This window comes from Brevundimonas sp. NPDC055812, assembly GCF_053616535.1.
This window is the reverse complement of sequence record NZ_JBSHDX010000004.1, coordinates 91,015-104,254: the sequence shown is the minus strand read 5'-3', so window position 1 is coordinate 104,254 and position 13,240 is coordinate 91,015. Positions and strand designations below refer to the sequence as shown.

Genomic DNA, 13,240 nt, shown 5'->3' with positions numbered 1-13,240 from the left:
TTCTCACTAGATCCCGGCGTCCGCCGGGATGAGCGAAGCATGGGGCGGCCTCAGCCCCCGCCCACGAACTGCACCAGTTCGATCTTGTCGCCCTCGGCCAGCGCCGTCTCGCCGTGCAGCGAACGCGGCACGATCTCCAGATTGCGCTCGACCGCCACCTTCTTGGGGTCCAGCGACAACTCCTGAACCAGACCCAGAATGGTCGTGGCTGCGGTATCCCGCGCCTCGCCGTTGACTTCGATACGCAAACTGTTCGCTCCAAGAGATGCAGGATGGAGGTCAAGCCTCCATCGGATATCTTCGATAATGGGCCTTGCCGCACGGGACGGCAAACTCCCGCGTCTAATCACGGTCCGGCGCGCCCAGCGGAAAATAATGGCGGAAGGGCCGCGCCTCATCCACCGCCCGTGCAAAGGACGGCCGCAGAAGCAGGCGCTCGCGATAGGCCTTGAGATGGCGATGCCGCTCAGGGATCGGATACGTCCAGTCAGCGTAGAACAGCGAGGGCGCCGCGGCGCAGTCGGCCATGGTGAAGGTCTCGCCGACCGCCCAGGTCCGTCCCTCCATGCGCTGGTCCAGCCAAGCGTAGCTGGCGTCCAACATCCCACGCGCTTCCTCGACCCCTGTGGGATCGCGATTTTCAGCCGGACGAAGGGCGTCGAACACAAACTTGCCCTGCGGCGTCATGACATAGTTGTCGAAAATCCGGTCCAGCATCCGCACCTCGACCGCAAGCTCCGGGTTCTCGGGGATCAGTTTCACTGGGCCAGGACAGCGTACCTGCAGGTACTCGATGATAATCGACGCCTCGAGAACCACTCGCCCATCGTCGCGCAGGATTGGAAAGCGCTTCAGCGGCCACAGGGAAGCAAACGTTTCCCCCACGCCCTCCTCCTCCAACATGCGGTAGGTAAAGGGCACGTCGTTTTCATAGAAGGCGATGAGCGCCTTCTGACAGTAGGACGAGAACGGGTGGGCGAAGAGCTCCATGCTCATGCGAAGGCCTCGGTCTGCCGACCTTCAAGCACGGCGCAGAGGTTGTCGATATGCCATGCAGTGCCGTGCTCTCGGCTCGTCACGGCCTCCGCACCGCCGGTCAGGTAAGCGCCTTGCTCGGTATGGATAAGCCGGGTCCCATCCCCCTCGGCCATAAACTCCAGCGTCATAAGGGAGACCGAGAGCTTATCGCCGTTATGGATCATGTCGTAGACGAGGATGATCCGTTCATTTTTGACGATGTCGCGGTAAGCGGCCTGAAAGTCGGTGACCATTCCGCTAGGCCAACGGGCATGGAAGCGTTCCTGGCCGCCGACGCGGAAATCGAAATCGCGGTTCAGCGTTTCAACGTCCAAGGGCGCCTTGAACCAGGCGCTCTTGGCCTCAAGGCTGCTGTAGGCGGCGAAGACCCGCTCCGGCGAGGCGTTCAGCACTCGCTCGATGATGAAAGTCGCATTGGTGATAGTCATCGGTCTGTTTCCTCAGGACCTGGCTTAGCCAGGTAGGCTTCCAACTGATCGTATTGCTGCGCCCAGAAACGCTTACGGTCAGCGATCCAGCGTTCGACCTGGCTCATGGCGCCGACGTCCAGGGCGCAGGTGCGCACTCGGCCCGTCTTACGGCTCTTCACCAACCCGGCGTCCTCCAGCACCTTCAGGTGCTGGACCACGGCGGACAGCGTCATTGGCAAAGGCTCTGCCAGTTGACTGACGGACGCCGGACCGACGCTTAGTCGCTCGACCATGGCGCGGCGCCCTGGATCCGAAAGGGCGTGAAAGGCCTGATCGAGACGTTTCTGATCATACTGTAGCATTTGCTTAACTATTGCGCGGACAGGAGTTGGCGTCAATCCCTCCCCATACGTCACCCTTTTTCCCCGCCCGCTTTGCGCCGCGCGCCACCTAGGCTACAACGCGCGCTCGATTCCGCGCGGCGGCGCGCCTGTTTTGCGAGCGAATGCCCGAAACTCTCACCCTGTATGTCCTGAACGGGCCGAACCTGAACCTGCTGGGGGTTCGGGAGCCGGATATCTATGGCCGCGAGACCCTGGCCGACATTCAGGCGATGTGCGAGGCGGCGGCCGAAGGCGCGCGCGTCGTCTTCCGTCAGTCGAACCATGAAGGCCATCTGGTCGACTGGATCCAGGAGGCTAGGGCCGAGGCCGACGCCCTGGTCATCAATCCGGCCGCCTTCACCCACACCTCGGTGGCCCTGCTTGACGCGCTGAAGACGCTGAGCATCCCCGTGGTCGAGTGCCACCTGTCGAACCCCGCCGCGCGCGAGGCGTTTCGGCATCACTCCTATGTGTCCCTGGCCGCGACCGGCGTGATCGCCGGCTTCGGCCCCCGCAGCTATGAATTGGCCGTCCGGGCCGCCCTGGACCTGGCGCGTCGCGCCGGGGCCGAGGGCTGACCGCCGCGCGCCGTCTGAAGATCAAGTAGAAGAGACCCTCATGTCCGACGACAAGAACAAGAACATCGACGCCGATCTGGTCCGCAGCCTGGCCGACATCCTGAACGACACCGATCTGACCGAGATCGAGGTCGAGCGCGGCGATCTGAAGATCAAGGTGAAGCGCGAAGTCACCGTCGCCGCTGCTCCGATCCAATACGCCGCCGCCCCGGCCCCGGTCGCCCATGCGGCTCCGGCGGCCGCCCCGGTCTCCATGCCGTCGGACCCGGCGACCATCGTCGCCCGCTCGGGCGAAGAGGTGAAGTCGCCGATGGTCGGCACCGCCTATCTGCAGCCCGCGCCGGGTTCGGACCCCTTCATCAAGACCGGCGACAAGGTCAAGAAGGGCCAGACCCTGCTGATCGTCGAGGCCATGAAAACGATGAACCCGATCCAGGCGCCGCGCGACGGCGTCGTGGCCGAAATCCTGGTGGGCGACGCCCAGCCGGTCGAGTTCGGCGAAGCCCTGGTCGTGCTGGAAGCCTGAGCCCCATGTTCACCAAGGTCCTGATCGCCAACCGGGGCGAGATCGCGCTGCGCATCCACCGCGCATGCAAGGAGATGGGAATCTCCACCGTCGCCGTGCACTCCGAGGCCGACCGCGGCGCCATGTGGGTGCGTCTGGCCGATGAGAGCGTCTGCATCGGCCCGGCGCCGGCGGCCAAGTCCTATCTGAACATCCCCTCGATCATCGCGGCGGCGGAAATCACCGGCGCCCAGGCGATCCACCCCGGCTACGGCTTCCTGGCCGAGAACGCCCGCTTCGCCGAGATCATCGAAGCCCACGGCATGACCTTCATCGGTCCCAAGCCGGACCACATCCGCATCATGGGCGACAAGATCACGGCCAAGCAGGCGGTGAAGGACGCGGGCATCCCCGTCGTCCCCGGCTCTGACGGCGAGGTCGAGACGGTCGAACAGGCCATCGAGGCGTCCAAGGCCATCGGCTTCCCGCTGATCGTCAAGGCGGCCGCCGGCGGCGGCGGTCGCGGCATGAAGGTGGCCCAGACGGCCGATGATCTGGTCGAGGCCGTGCAGACGGCCCAGGCCGAGGCCCTGGCCGCCTTCGGCAACGGCGCCGTCTATATGGAGCGCTATCTCCAGAAGCCGCGCCACATCGAGATCCAGGTCATCGCCGACAGCCACGGCAACGTCGTCCACCTGGGCGAACGGGACTGCTCGCTGCAACGCCGTCACCAGAAGGTGCTGGAAGAGGCCCCCTCTCCCGCCCTGTCGGCCGAGGGCCGCAAGAAGATCGGCGAGACGGTCAACAAGGCCATCGCCGCCATCGGCTACCTGGGCGCCGGGACCATCGAGTTCCTGTGGGAGGACGGCGAGTTCTTCTTCATCGAGATGAACACCCGCCTGCAGGTCGAGCACCCGGTCACCGAAATGATCACCGGCGTCGATCTGGTGCGCGAACAGATCCGCATCGCCGCGGGTCTGCCGCTGTCGTTCACGCAGGAAGAGATCACCTTCGAGGGCCACGCCATCGAGGTGCGGATCAACGCCGAGAACCCGGACACCTTCACCCCCTCGCCGGGCACGATCACCGAGTTCCACGCGCCGGGCGGTCTTGGCGTGCGTCTGGATAGCGCCATCTTCGCCGGCTATTCGATCCCGCCCTATTACGACAGCCTGATCGGCAAGCTGATCGTCCACGGCCGCGACCGCGAGGAAGCGCTGGCGCGTCTCAAGCGCAGTCTGGGCGAGACGGTCATCAGCGGCGTCGACACCACCATCCCGCTGTTCCAGAAGCTGTTGCAGGAGCCGGACATCCTGTCGGGCGACTACGACATCCACTGGCTGGAGAAATGGGCGGCGGCGCAGAAGGCCAAGGCCTAAAGGCCCGCCTTGCCCAAGGCTCCCGACGAGCCCGGTTTCAGCGCGAGCGGCCCTTCCGACGTCTTCGGACCGGAGGCGCTGCTCGCCTGCTACGCTCGGGGCGTCTTTCCCATGGCCGAGGCGCGCGACGATCCGCGCGTCTTCCTGGTCGAGCCGGACCAGAGGGGCGTCATACCGCTGGATCGCTTCCACATTCCGGCACGCCTGCGCCGCACCGTTCGGAGCGATCCGTTTCAAGTGCGAGTGAACACAGCCTTCGCGGCTGTGCTGGACGCCTGCGCCGCCTCCGCGCCGGGACGTGAGGACACCTGGATCAACGCCCCGATCCGCCGCCTCTACATCGAACTGCACCAACGCGGCTTCGCCCACAGCGTCGAGTGCTGGCGGGACGAGGCGCTGGTCGGCGGCCTCTATGGCGTCACCTTGGGCGGCGCCTTCTTCGGCGAGAGCATGTTCAGCCGGGCGACGGATGCGTCCAAGGTCGCCCTGGTCCACTTGGTCGCGCGGCTGAAGACGGGAGGATGGCGACTGCTGGACGCCCAGTTCCTGACCGACCACCTCAGCCAGTTCGGCGCGGTCGAAACGCCCCAGGAGGCCTATCTGCGGATGCTGCCCTGGGCTCTGCAGGCCGAGCCGGACATGGACGCCTTCACAGCCCCAATGAGCGGGGCCGAGGCCGTGGCTTACGCCTTACAGCCGACCACCCAGGCGTCATAGACGGGGTGCTGCATCCCGCTGACGCTCGGCGATGAAGCGAACATCCAACCCCTGAATACCTGCCGCGCCTCGGTCGGCACCGTCAGACCGCGCGGCTGAACCCCGACCTCCATATAGGCGATGGCGTCCTCGGTCATTTCGTCGGAAGCCGAGACCTCGCAGGCCCGCGCCTTGAAGATCAGGGTCTTGCCGAAACGCACCGGACGGCCGCCCACCTCGACCTCGAACCGCATGGTCTCCGCCGTGGTCTTATCCACCGCCTGGATGACGGCGATGCGGCGACGCTGGCGCACGCCAGGCGGCGTGGCGGGAGCCGCGGGCGCAGGCGCGACCTCTTCCTCCTCGACCACCAGTTCTTCTGGCACTTCTTCCTGAACGGCGACTTCCTGTCCCTGGATCGCCACGGTCGGGACGCCCGACTGCGCGGGTGCGCCCGGCGCCGTCGGATTGGCGGCCGGAGCCTGACCGCCGTTCGCGGGCGGCGTCTGCGGCTGAGACGGCTGGGTCGGTTGCAGCGGCGTACGACTGGTGTCGCGCAGCAGGTCGCCGATGGGATCGGCCGGCGCAGGCGTCGCGTCCTGCGGCAGGTCCATCAGGACGCTGGCCACGCCCGCGCCCGAGATCGCCAGTCCCGCGACGACCACCCCGGCCAGCAGGACATGGCGAAAGGTCATTCCGGGCTCCAGGCCTGATAGTCGCCGGTGGCGGCGGGGCGTTGGCCCAGGGCGGCCAGCGAACCCTGCGGACGACGCGCCATCGGCGTTCCGGTCAGGTTCGGCAGATGATCCTTCTCCCACGCCTGACGGGGCAGCGGGCGCTCGGCCGGGCTCTCGTCATAGGTGTAGCGCAGCCAGCCCTGCCATTCCGGCGGCACCTTGGTCGCCTCGGCGTAGCCGTCATAGATGACCCAGCGGCGCTTGCGGCCGTCATAGCTGACGGCGTCGCGAGATTCGTAATAGCGATTGCCGAACTCGTCCGTGCCGACCAGCTGGCCGCGTTTGCCAACGGTGAACAGGGTGCCGATCGTGGCGCCGTTCCACCAGGTGAAGATCTTGCTCAGCACGTCGTCGAACTCACTCGAATCCACCGCCCCGGGGAGGTCCGGCGGCGCAGGCCGATCATAGAAACCGCGACGCCCCGCGTCCAGCAGGGAGCGCACCGGAAACGCCTCAACATCTTGTGGGCAACACCCCTTGCAGCCGCAACATCTATTGAAGGGCGTCGCTCGACCCCGTTAGGCTGCCCGCAGGACACGCTCCAGACCCAGCGTGGGAGACGCCCGATGCGCTTCAAGCCCCTGTTTGCTCCCCTGGCCGCCGACGTCGCCGTCGAGCCGCGCGAGATCGAGCGCGCCGACGCCGTCGAGATCGTCCTGGCCCCTTCCGCCTGGTCCGATGTCCAGGTCGAAGCCTGGCTGGACTGGACTGACGCACCCTCCGCTTCCCGTCCCGACCTGCCGCTGAACGGCGCCGTCCATGACTGGGCCGAGCGCCTCGCCCATGCCGGACGCGACGGCGGCGTCTTCGTCAACGCCGCCGAAGGTCGCCGATTCGAGGCGGAACTGACCGGCGCGGTCCTGCTGGGCCTGACCGCCCTCAGCGATGCGGACGACCGCGCCTCCGACGCCCTTCGTCTGGACCTGTCCGAGCCCGAGGCCGAGCGCCGACTGGCGCAGCAGGCCGCCGTCTGGCGCCGCAACCGGCTGGCCGCTCAGGCCGCCGAGGCCCTAGCCCAGGCGCTGGCGAACGTGGCCGACGCCGTGGCGCGGTGCGAGGGCGATGCGGCGGCCTGCGCCGATCCCGCCTCCAACCCCGCCCTGACCCGCGCCGCCCATGTCGCGCGCCAGTGCGGCGCCGCCGATGCGGACATCCTGCGCGCCATCAAGGGCGAGGGCCTTTCGGCAGGCGCTGCGCCGCCGGCCGATGCCGCACAGGCGCCGCTGATCGTACTGGCCCAGCCCGATACGGCCGCCGTCGGCGGACCGCTGGCCCTCGCCGTCGCCGAGGCGGCGCTGGAAGGCCCCGTCGCCGCCGTCTTCACGCCCGCCGATGCGGATGCGGCCGCCGATGCCACGTTGGCCGCCCGCGCGACGCTCAGCCTGCCCGCTCTGGCTACCGCCTTCGGAGACGACTTCGAGGAGGCGCTGGCCGCCCTGACCGCATTGCTTGTGACGGCGCTGGACCTGACGCTGGATATCTCGAGCGATGATCGGCGCGCCGCCGCACGCCCCATCGCACTGGGTCTGGGCGGTCTGGCCGACTGGGCCGTGGCGCAGGACGCCGCCGCGCCCGCCGCCTCAGCCTCGGTTCTGGCCGCCAAGCTCGCACGCTGGGCCAACGCCACCTCCGCCGATCTGGCCGCGCGCCTCGGCCCCTGCGCCGAGTGGGAGGCGGTGAAGGACGAAACCCTGGCCGCCCTGACCGAACGCGGCGAGCCGGTCGAGGCCCTGCGCGCCCACGGTCGTCGTCACGCGATGATCAGCTTGTTCGCCGACGACGCCGAACTGTCCCTGCGCCTCGGCGTCTCGCCCTTCGCGGCCACGGACGTCTGGCAGACGGCGGACGGCGAGGTCGAGCGTCGCCTGCGTCCGGCGTTGGCCGTCGCCCTGACCCGCGCGGGCGCCGACGTTGAAGCCGCCGAGCGCCATCTGTTCGGGCGCCGCACCCTGGCCGAGGCGCCGGGCGTCAGCCACGCCCGCCTGCGCGATCTGGGCTTCACCGATCTGGAGCTTGAGGGGATCGAGCGCGCCCTGGCCGCGGTCGAGGATTTCGCCGACGCCTTCGCGCCGCCTGTGCTGGACGAAGGCTTCATCGGCGACGTACTGGGCCTGACCTTGGCGCCGGGCGAAGCCCTGCTGCCGCGTCTGGGCTTTGACGAGGCGGCGATCCGGGCGGCGGCGGACCATGTTTTCGGCCGTCCCGACCTGTCCGACTGGGACGCGGCGCCCGAGGCGCTTCGATCGCTGCTGTCCCGATCCGGCGAGGCGCTGGAGGCTGACCTGCGCCGCGCTGTCGAACCCTTCAGCGACGTCCCCGATCTGGCCCCCGTCACGCTGGACTGGCGCGCCGATCGGCTGGACCTGGCCCGCGCCCTCGCCGACTTCGCCCTCGACGGCCGCCGCGCCGCCGTGCTGCACCGTGCCGAGGCTCCTGCCGATTTTCGCCTGCGCCTGCCTGAGGTCGAGGCCCCGCGCCGCGCTGAGTCTGCGCCCGCCCTTGAGGCCGCGCCCCGCACCGTCGAGCGCGTGGTGGAGAAGGTGGTCGAGCGCGACCGCACCCGCCGCCGCCTGCCCGACCGCCGCAAGGGCTATATCCAGAAGGCCTCGGTCGGCGGCCACAAGGTCTATATCCACACCGGCGAATACGAAGACGGCGAACTGGGCGAGATCTTCATCGACATGCACAAGGAAGGCGCCGCTTTCCGCTCGATGATGAACAACTTCGCCATCGCCATCTCCATAGGCCTGCAATACGGCGTGCCGCTGGACGAGTTCGTCGACGCCTTCGTCTTCACCCGGTTCGAGCCGTCGGGACGGGTCACGGGCAATGACTCCATTCGCTCGGCGACCTCCATCCTCGACTATGTGTTCCGCGAACTGGGCGTCTCCTATCTGGACCGACGCGAGCTGGCCCAAGTCACGCCCGAGGCCGCCAATCTGGACGGCATGGACGGGGCTCCCGCCGACGCGCCCCAGCCCGTGCCCGCCGCCCGTTTCATCTCCAAGGGCTTCGCTCGAGGCGCGGCGCCCGACAATCTGATCGTCGCCCCCTTCGGCCGGAAAGAGCCGTCGCCGCGCACCACGCCCCAGGTCCAGGCGCAAGCCGGCCCCTGCCCCGAGTGCGGCGACCTGATGCTGACGGACCGGAACGGGACGCCCGTCTGCGGCGCCTGCGGCGCGGCGCCCAAGGTTCAGGGCTGAATCGGGACAGCCTGTCCCGAAACGGCGGCCCGCTTCTTGCTGCGACAGGCGCAAAGCCTGGAGCCATTCGCATGATCCGTCCCGCCATCGCCCTTCTCGCCGCCGTCGGCCTGACGCTGACGGCCCTGCCCGCCTCGGCGCAGAACGCCTCGCAGATCAGTCAGGTGCGTCGCGGCGCCTCCTGCCCCGGCTGCAACCTGTTCCAGGGCGACTTCTCGGGTCTGGAGCGCGGCGGGCTGAACCTGTCGGGCGCCCGCATCCGCCAGGCGGACATCAGTCTGTCGGTGATGAACCGCACCAATTTCCGCCGCGCCGACCTGCGCGACGTCGAGGCCTACGGCGCCGTCCTGTCCAGCTCCAACTTCAGCGGGGCGGACATGACCAACGCCAGCTTCGTCGGGACCTATCTGGAAGGCGCCGCCTTCGCCGGAGCCAAGCTGAACGGGACGAACCTGTCGGGCGCGCAGCTGTCGCGCGCCACTGGACTGACCCAATCCCAGCTCAACCAGGCCTGCGGCGACGAGAACACGGTTCTGCCTTCAGGCCTGCGCATTCCCGCCTGTTGAGCGTCGCCTTCGTTACCGCGATTTAAGTAGGGTTTTTACGGACTAAGGCGCATTCAAAGGGGGTGATGAAACGTTCGATTTCACCCCTGCGCCGTCTGGCCCTCGCCGCCTCAGCCCTTGCGGGACTGACGACGGCCGCCCCTGCTCTGGCCGGCGTGGCGGACATGACCTGGACCCAGGACCGCGACGTCGCGCGCATGGTGTCGCTGGGCGGCAGCTGCACCCGCTGCGAACTGTCCGGCCGTGATCTGTCCGGCGCGACCCTGACCGGCGCCAACTTCACCTACGCCACCCTGGTCGGCGCCAATCTGCGCGGCGCCGAACTGGTCGGCTCGAACTTCACGGGGGCGGACTTCAGCCGCGCCGACATGCGCGGCATCGAGATGGTCGGCTCGATGTTCACCAACGCCAAGATGACCGGCGCCCAGCTGATGGGCGCCGAGGCGACGGGCGCCGTCCTGATCCGCGTCGACCTGAGCGGCGCCAATCTGAGCGGGGCCGAGCTTCAGGGCGTGAACATGAACAGCGCCATCCTGACCCGCGCGCGGTTGAACGACGCCGAGATCTTCGGCGCCACCCTGGCCAACGTCGACGCCCGCGGCGCCGACTTCACCAGCGCCGACATCAAGGCGTCCAATCTCTCCGGCGGGAATTTCGACGGGGCCACGTTCCGCGACGCCGATCTGGACGGCGCGCGCCTGTCCGGCGGCAGCTTCAACCGGGCGGATTTTCGCGACGCCTCCATGCGCCGCACCGACATTCGCGGTCTGGATCTGTCGCGGGCGCGCGGCCTGACCGCCGATCAGGTCGAGGAGGCCTGCGGCGACGCTGCAACCCGCCTGCCCGGCGGGCTGACGGCCCGCAACTGTCGCAGCGGCGTCCGCGTCATCCGCACGCCCCCAGCGCCGCCTGCGCCCCCGGTTCCGCCGCGCCCGCGCAACTGAAGCTCAGAAACAAGAAAGGGAGGGGTCTCGTCCCCTCCCTTTCTCAATTCAGCGCTGTGGCCGTGATCAGACCTTGATCGGCAGCTGGGTGCGGATCGACAGCTCCTTCAGCTGACGCTCCTCGACCTCGGCCGGGGCGCTCATCAGCAGGTCCTGGCCCTGCTGGTTCAGCGGGAAGGCGATGACCTCGCGGATGGCATGTTCGCCCGCCAGCAGCATGACGATGCGGTCGATGCCCGGCGCCAGACCGCCGTGCGGCGGCGCGCCGTAACGGAAGGCGTTCAGCATGCCGCCGAACTGCTCTTCGACCACCGAGGCGTCATAGCCGGCGATCTCGAAAGCCTTCAGCATGATCTCAGCCCTGTGGTTCCGGATCGCGCCCGAGCACAGTTCATAGCCGTTGCAGACGATGTCGTACTGATAGGCGCGGATGGTCAGCGGGTCCTGCGTCTCCAGCGCCTCCATGCCGCCCTGCGGCATCGAGAAGGGGTTGTGGCTGAAGTCGACCTTCTTCTCTTCTTCCGACCATTCGAACATGGGGAAGTCGACGATCCAGCAGAACCTGAACTGGTCCTCATCGACCAGCTTCAGCTCCGTGCCGACGCGGGTGCGGGCCAGACCGGCGAACTTGGCGAAGACGCCCGGCTGACCGGCGACGAAGAAGGCCGCGTCACCCTTGCCCAGACCCAGCGAAGACATCAGGGCCTCGGTCGGCTCCTGACCCAGGTTCTTGGCGATCGGGCCGCCCCACGACTGCTGATCGTCCGACCAGAAGATATAGCCCAGGCCCGGCTGGCCCTCGCCCTGCGCCCAGGAGTTCATGCGGTCGCAGAAGGCGCGCGAGCCGCCCGTCGGCGCCGGGATGGCCCAGACGGCGTTCTTCTCGTCGGCGCCCAGAATCTTGGCGAACAGGCCGAAACCGCCCTCGCGGAAGTGGTCAGACACGTCCTGCATCTTGATCGGGTTGCGCAGGTCCGGCTTGTCCGAACCGTACCACTTCATCGATTGTTCGAACGTCAGACGCTCGAAGCCCTTGTGCTCCATCGTCTGACCGAAGTCGTTGGTGAAGACGTGCGTCCCGTCGATCGGCGACACCGGCTTGCCCTCGCCGAACTCGGTGAACAGGCCGTGCATCAGCGGCTCGATCGCCTGGAAGACGTCTTCCTGCGTGACGAAGCTCATTTCCACGTCGAGCTGGTAGAACTCCAGTGAACGGTCGGCGCGCAGGTCTTCATCGCGGAAGCAGGGCGCGATCTGGAAATAGCGGTCGAAGCCCGAGACCATCAGCAACTGCTTGAACTGCTGCGGGGCCTGCGGCAGCGCGTAGAACTTGCCCGGATGCATCCGGCTCGGCACCAGGAAGTCGCGCGCGCCTTCCGGCGACGAGGCCGTCAGAATCGGCGTCTGATACTCAAGGAAGCCCTGGGCGACCATGCGGGTGCGGATCGACTGGATCACGCGCGAACGCAGGACGATATTCTTGTGCAGACGCTCACGACGCAGGTCGAGGAAGCGGTTGCTCAGGCGAATCTCTTCCGGATATTCCTGCTCGCCGAAGACGGGCATCGGCAGTTCGGCGGCTTCCGACAGGACTTCCACCGACAGGACGCGCACCTCGACCTCGCCGGTCGGCAGGTTGGCGTTGACGGTCGATCCTTCGCGCAGGACGACTTCGCCGTCGATCTTGATGACGCTCTCGGCGCGCAGACGCTCGACCACGTCGAAGCCCGGCGTTTCGGGGTGCAGGACCAGCTGGGTCAGGCCGTAGTGATCGCGCAGGTCGACGAACAGCAGGCCGCCGTGGTCGCGCTTGCGGTGAATCCAGCCCGACAGACGAACATTCGCGCCGGCATCCGTCGAACGGAGGGCGCCGCAGGTGTGGGTGCGATAGGCGTGCATGATCGGATTTCGTCTGAAAACGGCTGTCGAACAGCGTGAATTAGGAGCGGGGAAAGGCCCATCATCGCCCCCGAAAGTCAAGGCTGAGGCCTGATCGCGCGGATGAAACGCCCGCGATACGCCATCCACAGCGGCGCGCAGGTTGTCCCCGTGATCCCGCCCTATCAACAGAGACGCCCGCGTCCCCGCCCGGCTAGGGTCCGGTCATCATGAACGCCTCGGCCGCCGAAATCCGCCAACTGCGCCTGCCGCTGCAGCAGGAGACGCCGCAGCGCGCCTCGGACCTGGCGATCTCTGAGGCGAACGCCGCGGGCGTGGCCGCCCTGGCCGCTTGGCCCGAAGCGCCCGGCGCCGTCCTGGCCCTGTTCGGCCCGGCCGGTTGCGGCAAGAGCCATCTGGCCGCCGCCTGGGTGGAACGCACCGGCGCCATCGCGCTGCACGGCGCCGAGGCCGCCCTGATCGATCCGTTGGAGCTTGAGGGCCGTACCGTCCTGCTGGACCGGGCCCAGGACGCCGATGACGAGAGCCTGTTCCACCTGATCAACCTGACCCAGTCAGGCGGCGGCGCCCTGCTGCTGGTGTCCCGCGATCCGCCCGCCTCGTGGGCCGCCGATCTGCCGGACCTGCGTTCGCGGCTGAACGCCATCCGCACCGTGGGGATCGAGGCGCCCGACGATGTGGTCTTCGCCGCCATGCTGCGCCGCGCCTTCGCCAGCCGGAACATCACCCCGGCCGACGAACTGATCGACTATCTGGTCCGCCGCATCGACCGCTCGGCCGAAGCCGCCGAGGCCGTGGTCGACCGCCTGGACGCCCTGCACCGCCCCGTGACGCGCGTGCTGGCGCGGCAAGTGCTGGACGGGGAACCCTGACCACCCGCTCATCCCCGCGGAGTAGTTAAG

The 13,240-nt window shown here is 67.9% G+C and carries 15 protein-coding genes; 8 read left to right on the top strand and 7 right to left on the bottom strand.

Going from position 1 to position 13,240, the window contains the following annotated elements:
- Window positions 1–50: 50 nt before the first annotated feature.
- The 4 genes from thiS to ACWGL1_RS08250 all read right to left on the bottom strand — a co-directional run bounded on the left by thiS (window position 51) and on the right by ACWGL1_RS08250 (window position 1,810).
- The gene (thiS, locus tag ACWGL1_RS08265; RefSeq protein WP_003165397.1) at window positions 51–248 is read right to left on the bottom strand and encodes a sulfur carrier protein ThiS; all 198 of its coding nucleotides are present in this window, start codon (window positions 246–248) and stop codon (window positions 51–53) included.
- Between the two features lie 94 nt (window positions 249–342).
- Window positions 343–996 (bottom strand): glutathione S-transferase family protein, encoded by a 654-nt coding sequence (locus ACWGL1_RS08260; protein WP_291774366.1) that lies wholly within the window; start codon window positions 994–996, stop codon window positions 343–345.
- Window positions 993–1,466, bottom strand: coding sequence for an SRPBCC family protein (locus tag ACWGL1_RS08255; RefSeq protein WP_291774363.1), 474 nt, complete (start codon window positions 1,464–1,466; stop codon window positions 993–995). The genes ACWGL1_RS08260 and ACWGL1_RS08255 overlap by 4 nt, the downstream gene beginning before the upstream one ends.
- Window positions 1,463–1,810, bottom strand: coding sequence for an ArsR/SmtB family transcription factor (locus ACWGL1_RS08250; protein ID WP_338578474.1), 348 nt, complete (start codon window positions 1,808–1,810; stop codon window positions 1,463–1,465). The genes ACWGL1_RS08255 and ACWGL1_RS08250 overlap by 4 nt, the downstream gene beginning before the upstream one ends.
- Window positions 1,811–1,953: 143 nt before the next feature.
- Between ACWGL1_RS08250 and aroQ the strand changes: the two genes are divergently transcribed.
- From aroQ to aat, 4 genes are read left to right on the top strand one after another with little or no spacing between them, the layout of a single operon-like run.
- On the top strand, window positions 1,954–2,409 hold the full coding sequence (aroQ, locus tag ACWGL1_RS08245; protein ID WP_452111728.1) for a type II 3-dehydroquinate dehydratase: 456 nt from the start codon (window positions 1,954–1,956) through the stop codon (window positions 2,407–2,409).
- Window positions 2,410–2,449: 40 nt separating this feature from the next.
- Entirely contained in the window at window positions 2,450–2,935 is a 486-nt protein-coding gene (gene accB, locus ACWGL1_RS08240; RefSeq protein WP_343829543.1) for an acetyl-CoA carboxylase biotin carboxyl carrier protein, read from the top strand.
- Between the two features lie 5 nt (window positions 2,936–2,940).
- The gene (accC, locus tag ACWGL1_RS08235) at window positions 2,941–4,293 is read left to right on the top strand and encodes an acetyl-CoA carboxylase biotin carboxylase subunit (RefSeq protein WP_291774351.1); all 1,353 of its coding nucleotides are present in this window, start codon (window positions 2,941–2,943) and stop codon (window positions 4,291–4,293) included.
- Window positions 4,294–4,302: 9 nt separating this feature from the next.
- Entirely contained in the window at window positions 4,303–5,010 is a 708-nt protein-coding gene (aat, locus tag ACWGL1_RS08230; protein WP_422388327.1) for a leucyl/phenylalanyl-tRNA--protein transferase, read from the top strand.
- Here aat and ACWGL1_RS08225 read toward each other — a convergent pair.
- Window positions 4,977–5,684: a DUF2155 domain-containing protein gene (locus ACWGL1_RS08225; protein WP_338578473.1), complete on the bottom strand. Its 708-nt coding sequence runs from the start codon at window positions 5,682–5,684 to the stop codon at window positions 4,977–4,979. The genes aat and ACWGL1_RS08225 overlap by 34 nt on opposite strands.
- Window positions 5,681–6,073, bottom strand: coding sequence for an NADH:ubiquinone oxidoreductase subunit NDUFA12 (locus ACWGL1_RS08220; RefSeq protein WP_291776067.1), 393 nt, complete (start codon window positions 6,071–6,073; stop codon window positions 5,681–5,683). The genes ACWGL1_RS08225 and ACWGL1_RS08220 overlap by 4 nt, the downstream gene beginning before the upstream one ends.
- 219 nt (window positions 6,074–6,292) lie before the next feature.
- On the opposite strand from ACWGL1_RS08220, the gene ACWGL1_RS08215 reads away from it, so the two are divergent.
- The 3 genes from ACWGL1_RS08215 (at window position 6,293) to ACWGL1_RS08205 (ending at window position 10,439) form a co-directional block, all read left to right on the top strand.
- The gene (locus ACWGL1_RS08215) at window positions 6,293–8,929 is read left to right on the top strand and encodes a TSCPD domain-containing protein (RefSeq protein ID WP_452111727.1); all 2,637 of its coding nucleotides are present in this window, start codon (window positions 6,293–6,295) and stop codon (window positions 8,927–8,929) included.
- 71 nt (window positions 8,930–9,000) lie between these two features.
- Window positions 9,001–9,495 (top strand): pentapeptide repeat-containing protein, encoded by a 495-nt coding sequence (locus tag ACWGL1_RS08210; protein ID WP_291774343.1) that lies wholly within the window; start codon window positions 9,001–9,003, stop codon window positions 9,493–9,495.
- A 65-nt stretch (window positions 9,496–9,560) separates the two neighbouring features.
- A complete protein-coding gene (locus tag ACWGL1_RS08205; protein ID WP_291774340.1) occupies window positions 9,561–10,439 on the top strand; it encodes a pentapeptide repeat-containing protein in 879 nt (292 codons plus the stop codon).
- A 66-nt stretch (window positions 10,440–10,505) separates the two neighbouring features.
- Here ACWGL1_RS08205 and aspS read toward each other — a convergent pair whose 3' ends face one another.
- Complete coding sequence (gene aspS / locus ACWGL1_RS08200; RefSeq protein ID WP_452111726.1) at window positions 10,506–12,338, bottom strand: aspartate--tRNA ligase; 1,833 nt, start codon at window positions 12,336–12,338, stop codon at window positions 10,506–10,508.
- Between the two features lie 209 nt (window positions 12,339–12,547).
- Here aspS and ACWGL1_RS08195 point away from each other — a divergent pair, with 209 nt between their 5' ends.
- Window positions 12,548–13,210 (top strand): chromosomal replication initiator DnaA, encoded by a 663-nt coding sequence (locus ACWGL1_RS08195; RefSeq protein WP_452111725.1) that lies wholly within the window; start codon window positions 12,548–12,550, stop codon window positions 13,208–13,210.
- Window positions 13,211–13,240: the final 30 nt, after the last annotated feature.

What these genes read in the sequence shown, in the direction of transcription:
- accC (WP_291774351.1), top strand. Translation starts at nt 2,941, where the DNA reads ATGTTCACCAAGGTCCTGATCGCCAACCGGGGCGAGATCGCGCTGCGC.
- ACWGL1_RS08260 (WP_291774366.1), bottom strand. Translation starts at nt 996, where the DNA reads ATGAGCATGGAGCTCTTCGCCCACCCGTTCTCGTCCTACTGTCAGAAG.
- ACWGL1_RS08195 (WP_452111725.1), top strand. Translation starts at nt 12,548, where the DNA reads ATGAACGCCTCGGCCGCCGAAATCCGCCAACTGCGCCTGCCGCTGCAG.
- ACWGL1_RS08225 (WP_338578473.1), bottom strand. Translation starts at nt 5,684, where the DNA reads ATGACCTTTCGCCATGTCCTGCTGGCCGGGGTGGTCGTCGCGGGACTG.
- ACWGL1_RS08215 (WP_452111727.1), top strand. Translation starts at nt 6,293, where the DNA reads ATGCGCTTCAAGCCCCTGTTTGCTCCCCTGGCCGCCGACGTCGCCGTC.
- accB (WP_343829543.1), top strand. Translation starts at nt 2,450, where the DNA reads ATGTCCGACGACAAGAACAAGAACATCGACGCCGATCTGGTCCGCAGC.
- aroQ (WP_452111728.1), top strand. Translation starts at nt 1,954, where the DNA reads ATGCCCGAAACTCTCACCCTGTATGTCCTGAACGGGCCGAACCTGAAC.
- ACWGL1_RS08250 (WP_338578474.1), bottom strand. Translation starts at nt 1,810, where the DNA reads ATGCTACAGTATGATCAGAAACGTCTCGATCAGGCCTTTCACGCCCTT.
- aspS (WP_452111726.1), bottom strand. Translation starts at nt 12,338, where the DNA reads ATGCACGCCTATCGCACCCACACCTGCGGCGCCCTCCGTTCGACGGAT.
- ACWGL1_RS08255 (WP_291774363.1), bottom strand. Translation starts at nt 1,466, where the DNA reads ATGACTATCACCAATGCGACTTTCATCATCGAGCGAGTGCTGAACGCC.
- ACWGL1_RS08210 (WP_291774343.1), top strand. Translation starts at nt 9,001, where the DNA reads ATGATCCGTCCCGCCATCGCCCTTCTCGCCGCCGTCGGCCTGACGCTG.
- ACWGL1_RS08205 (WP_291774340.1), top strand. Translation starts at nt 9,561, where the DNA reads ATGAAACGTTCGATTTCACCCCTGCGCCGTCTGGCCCTCGCCGCCTCA.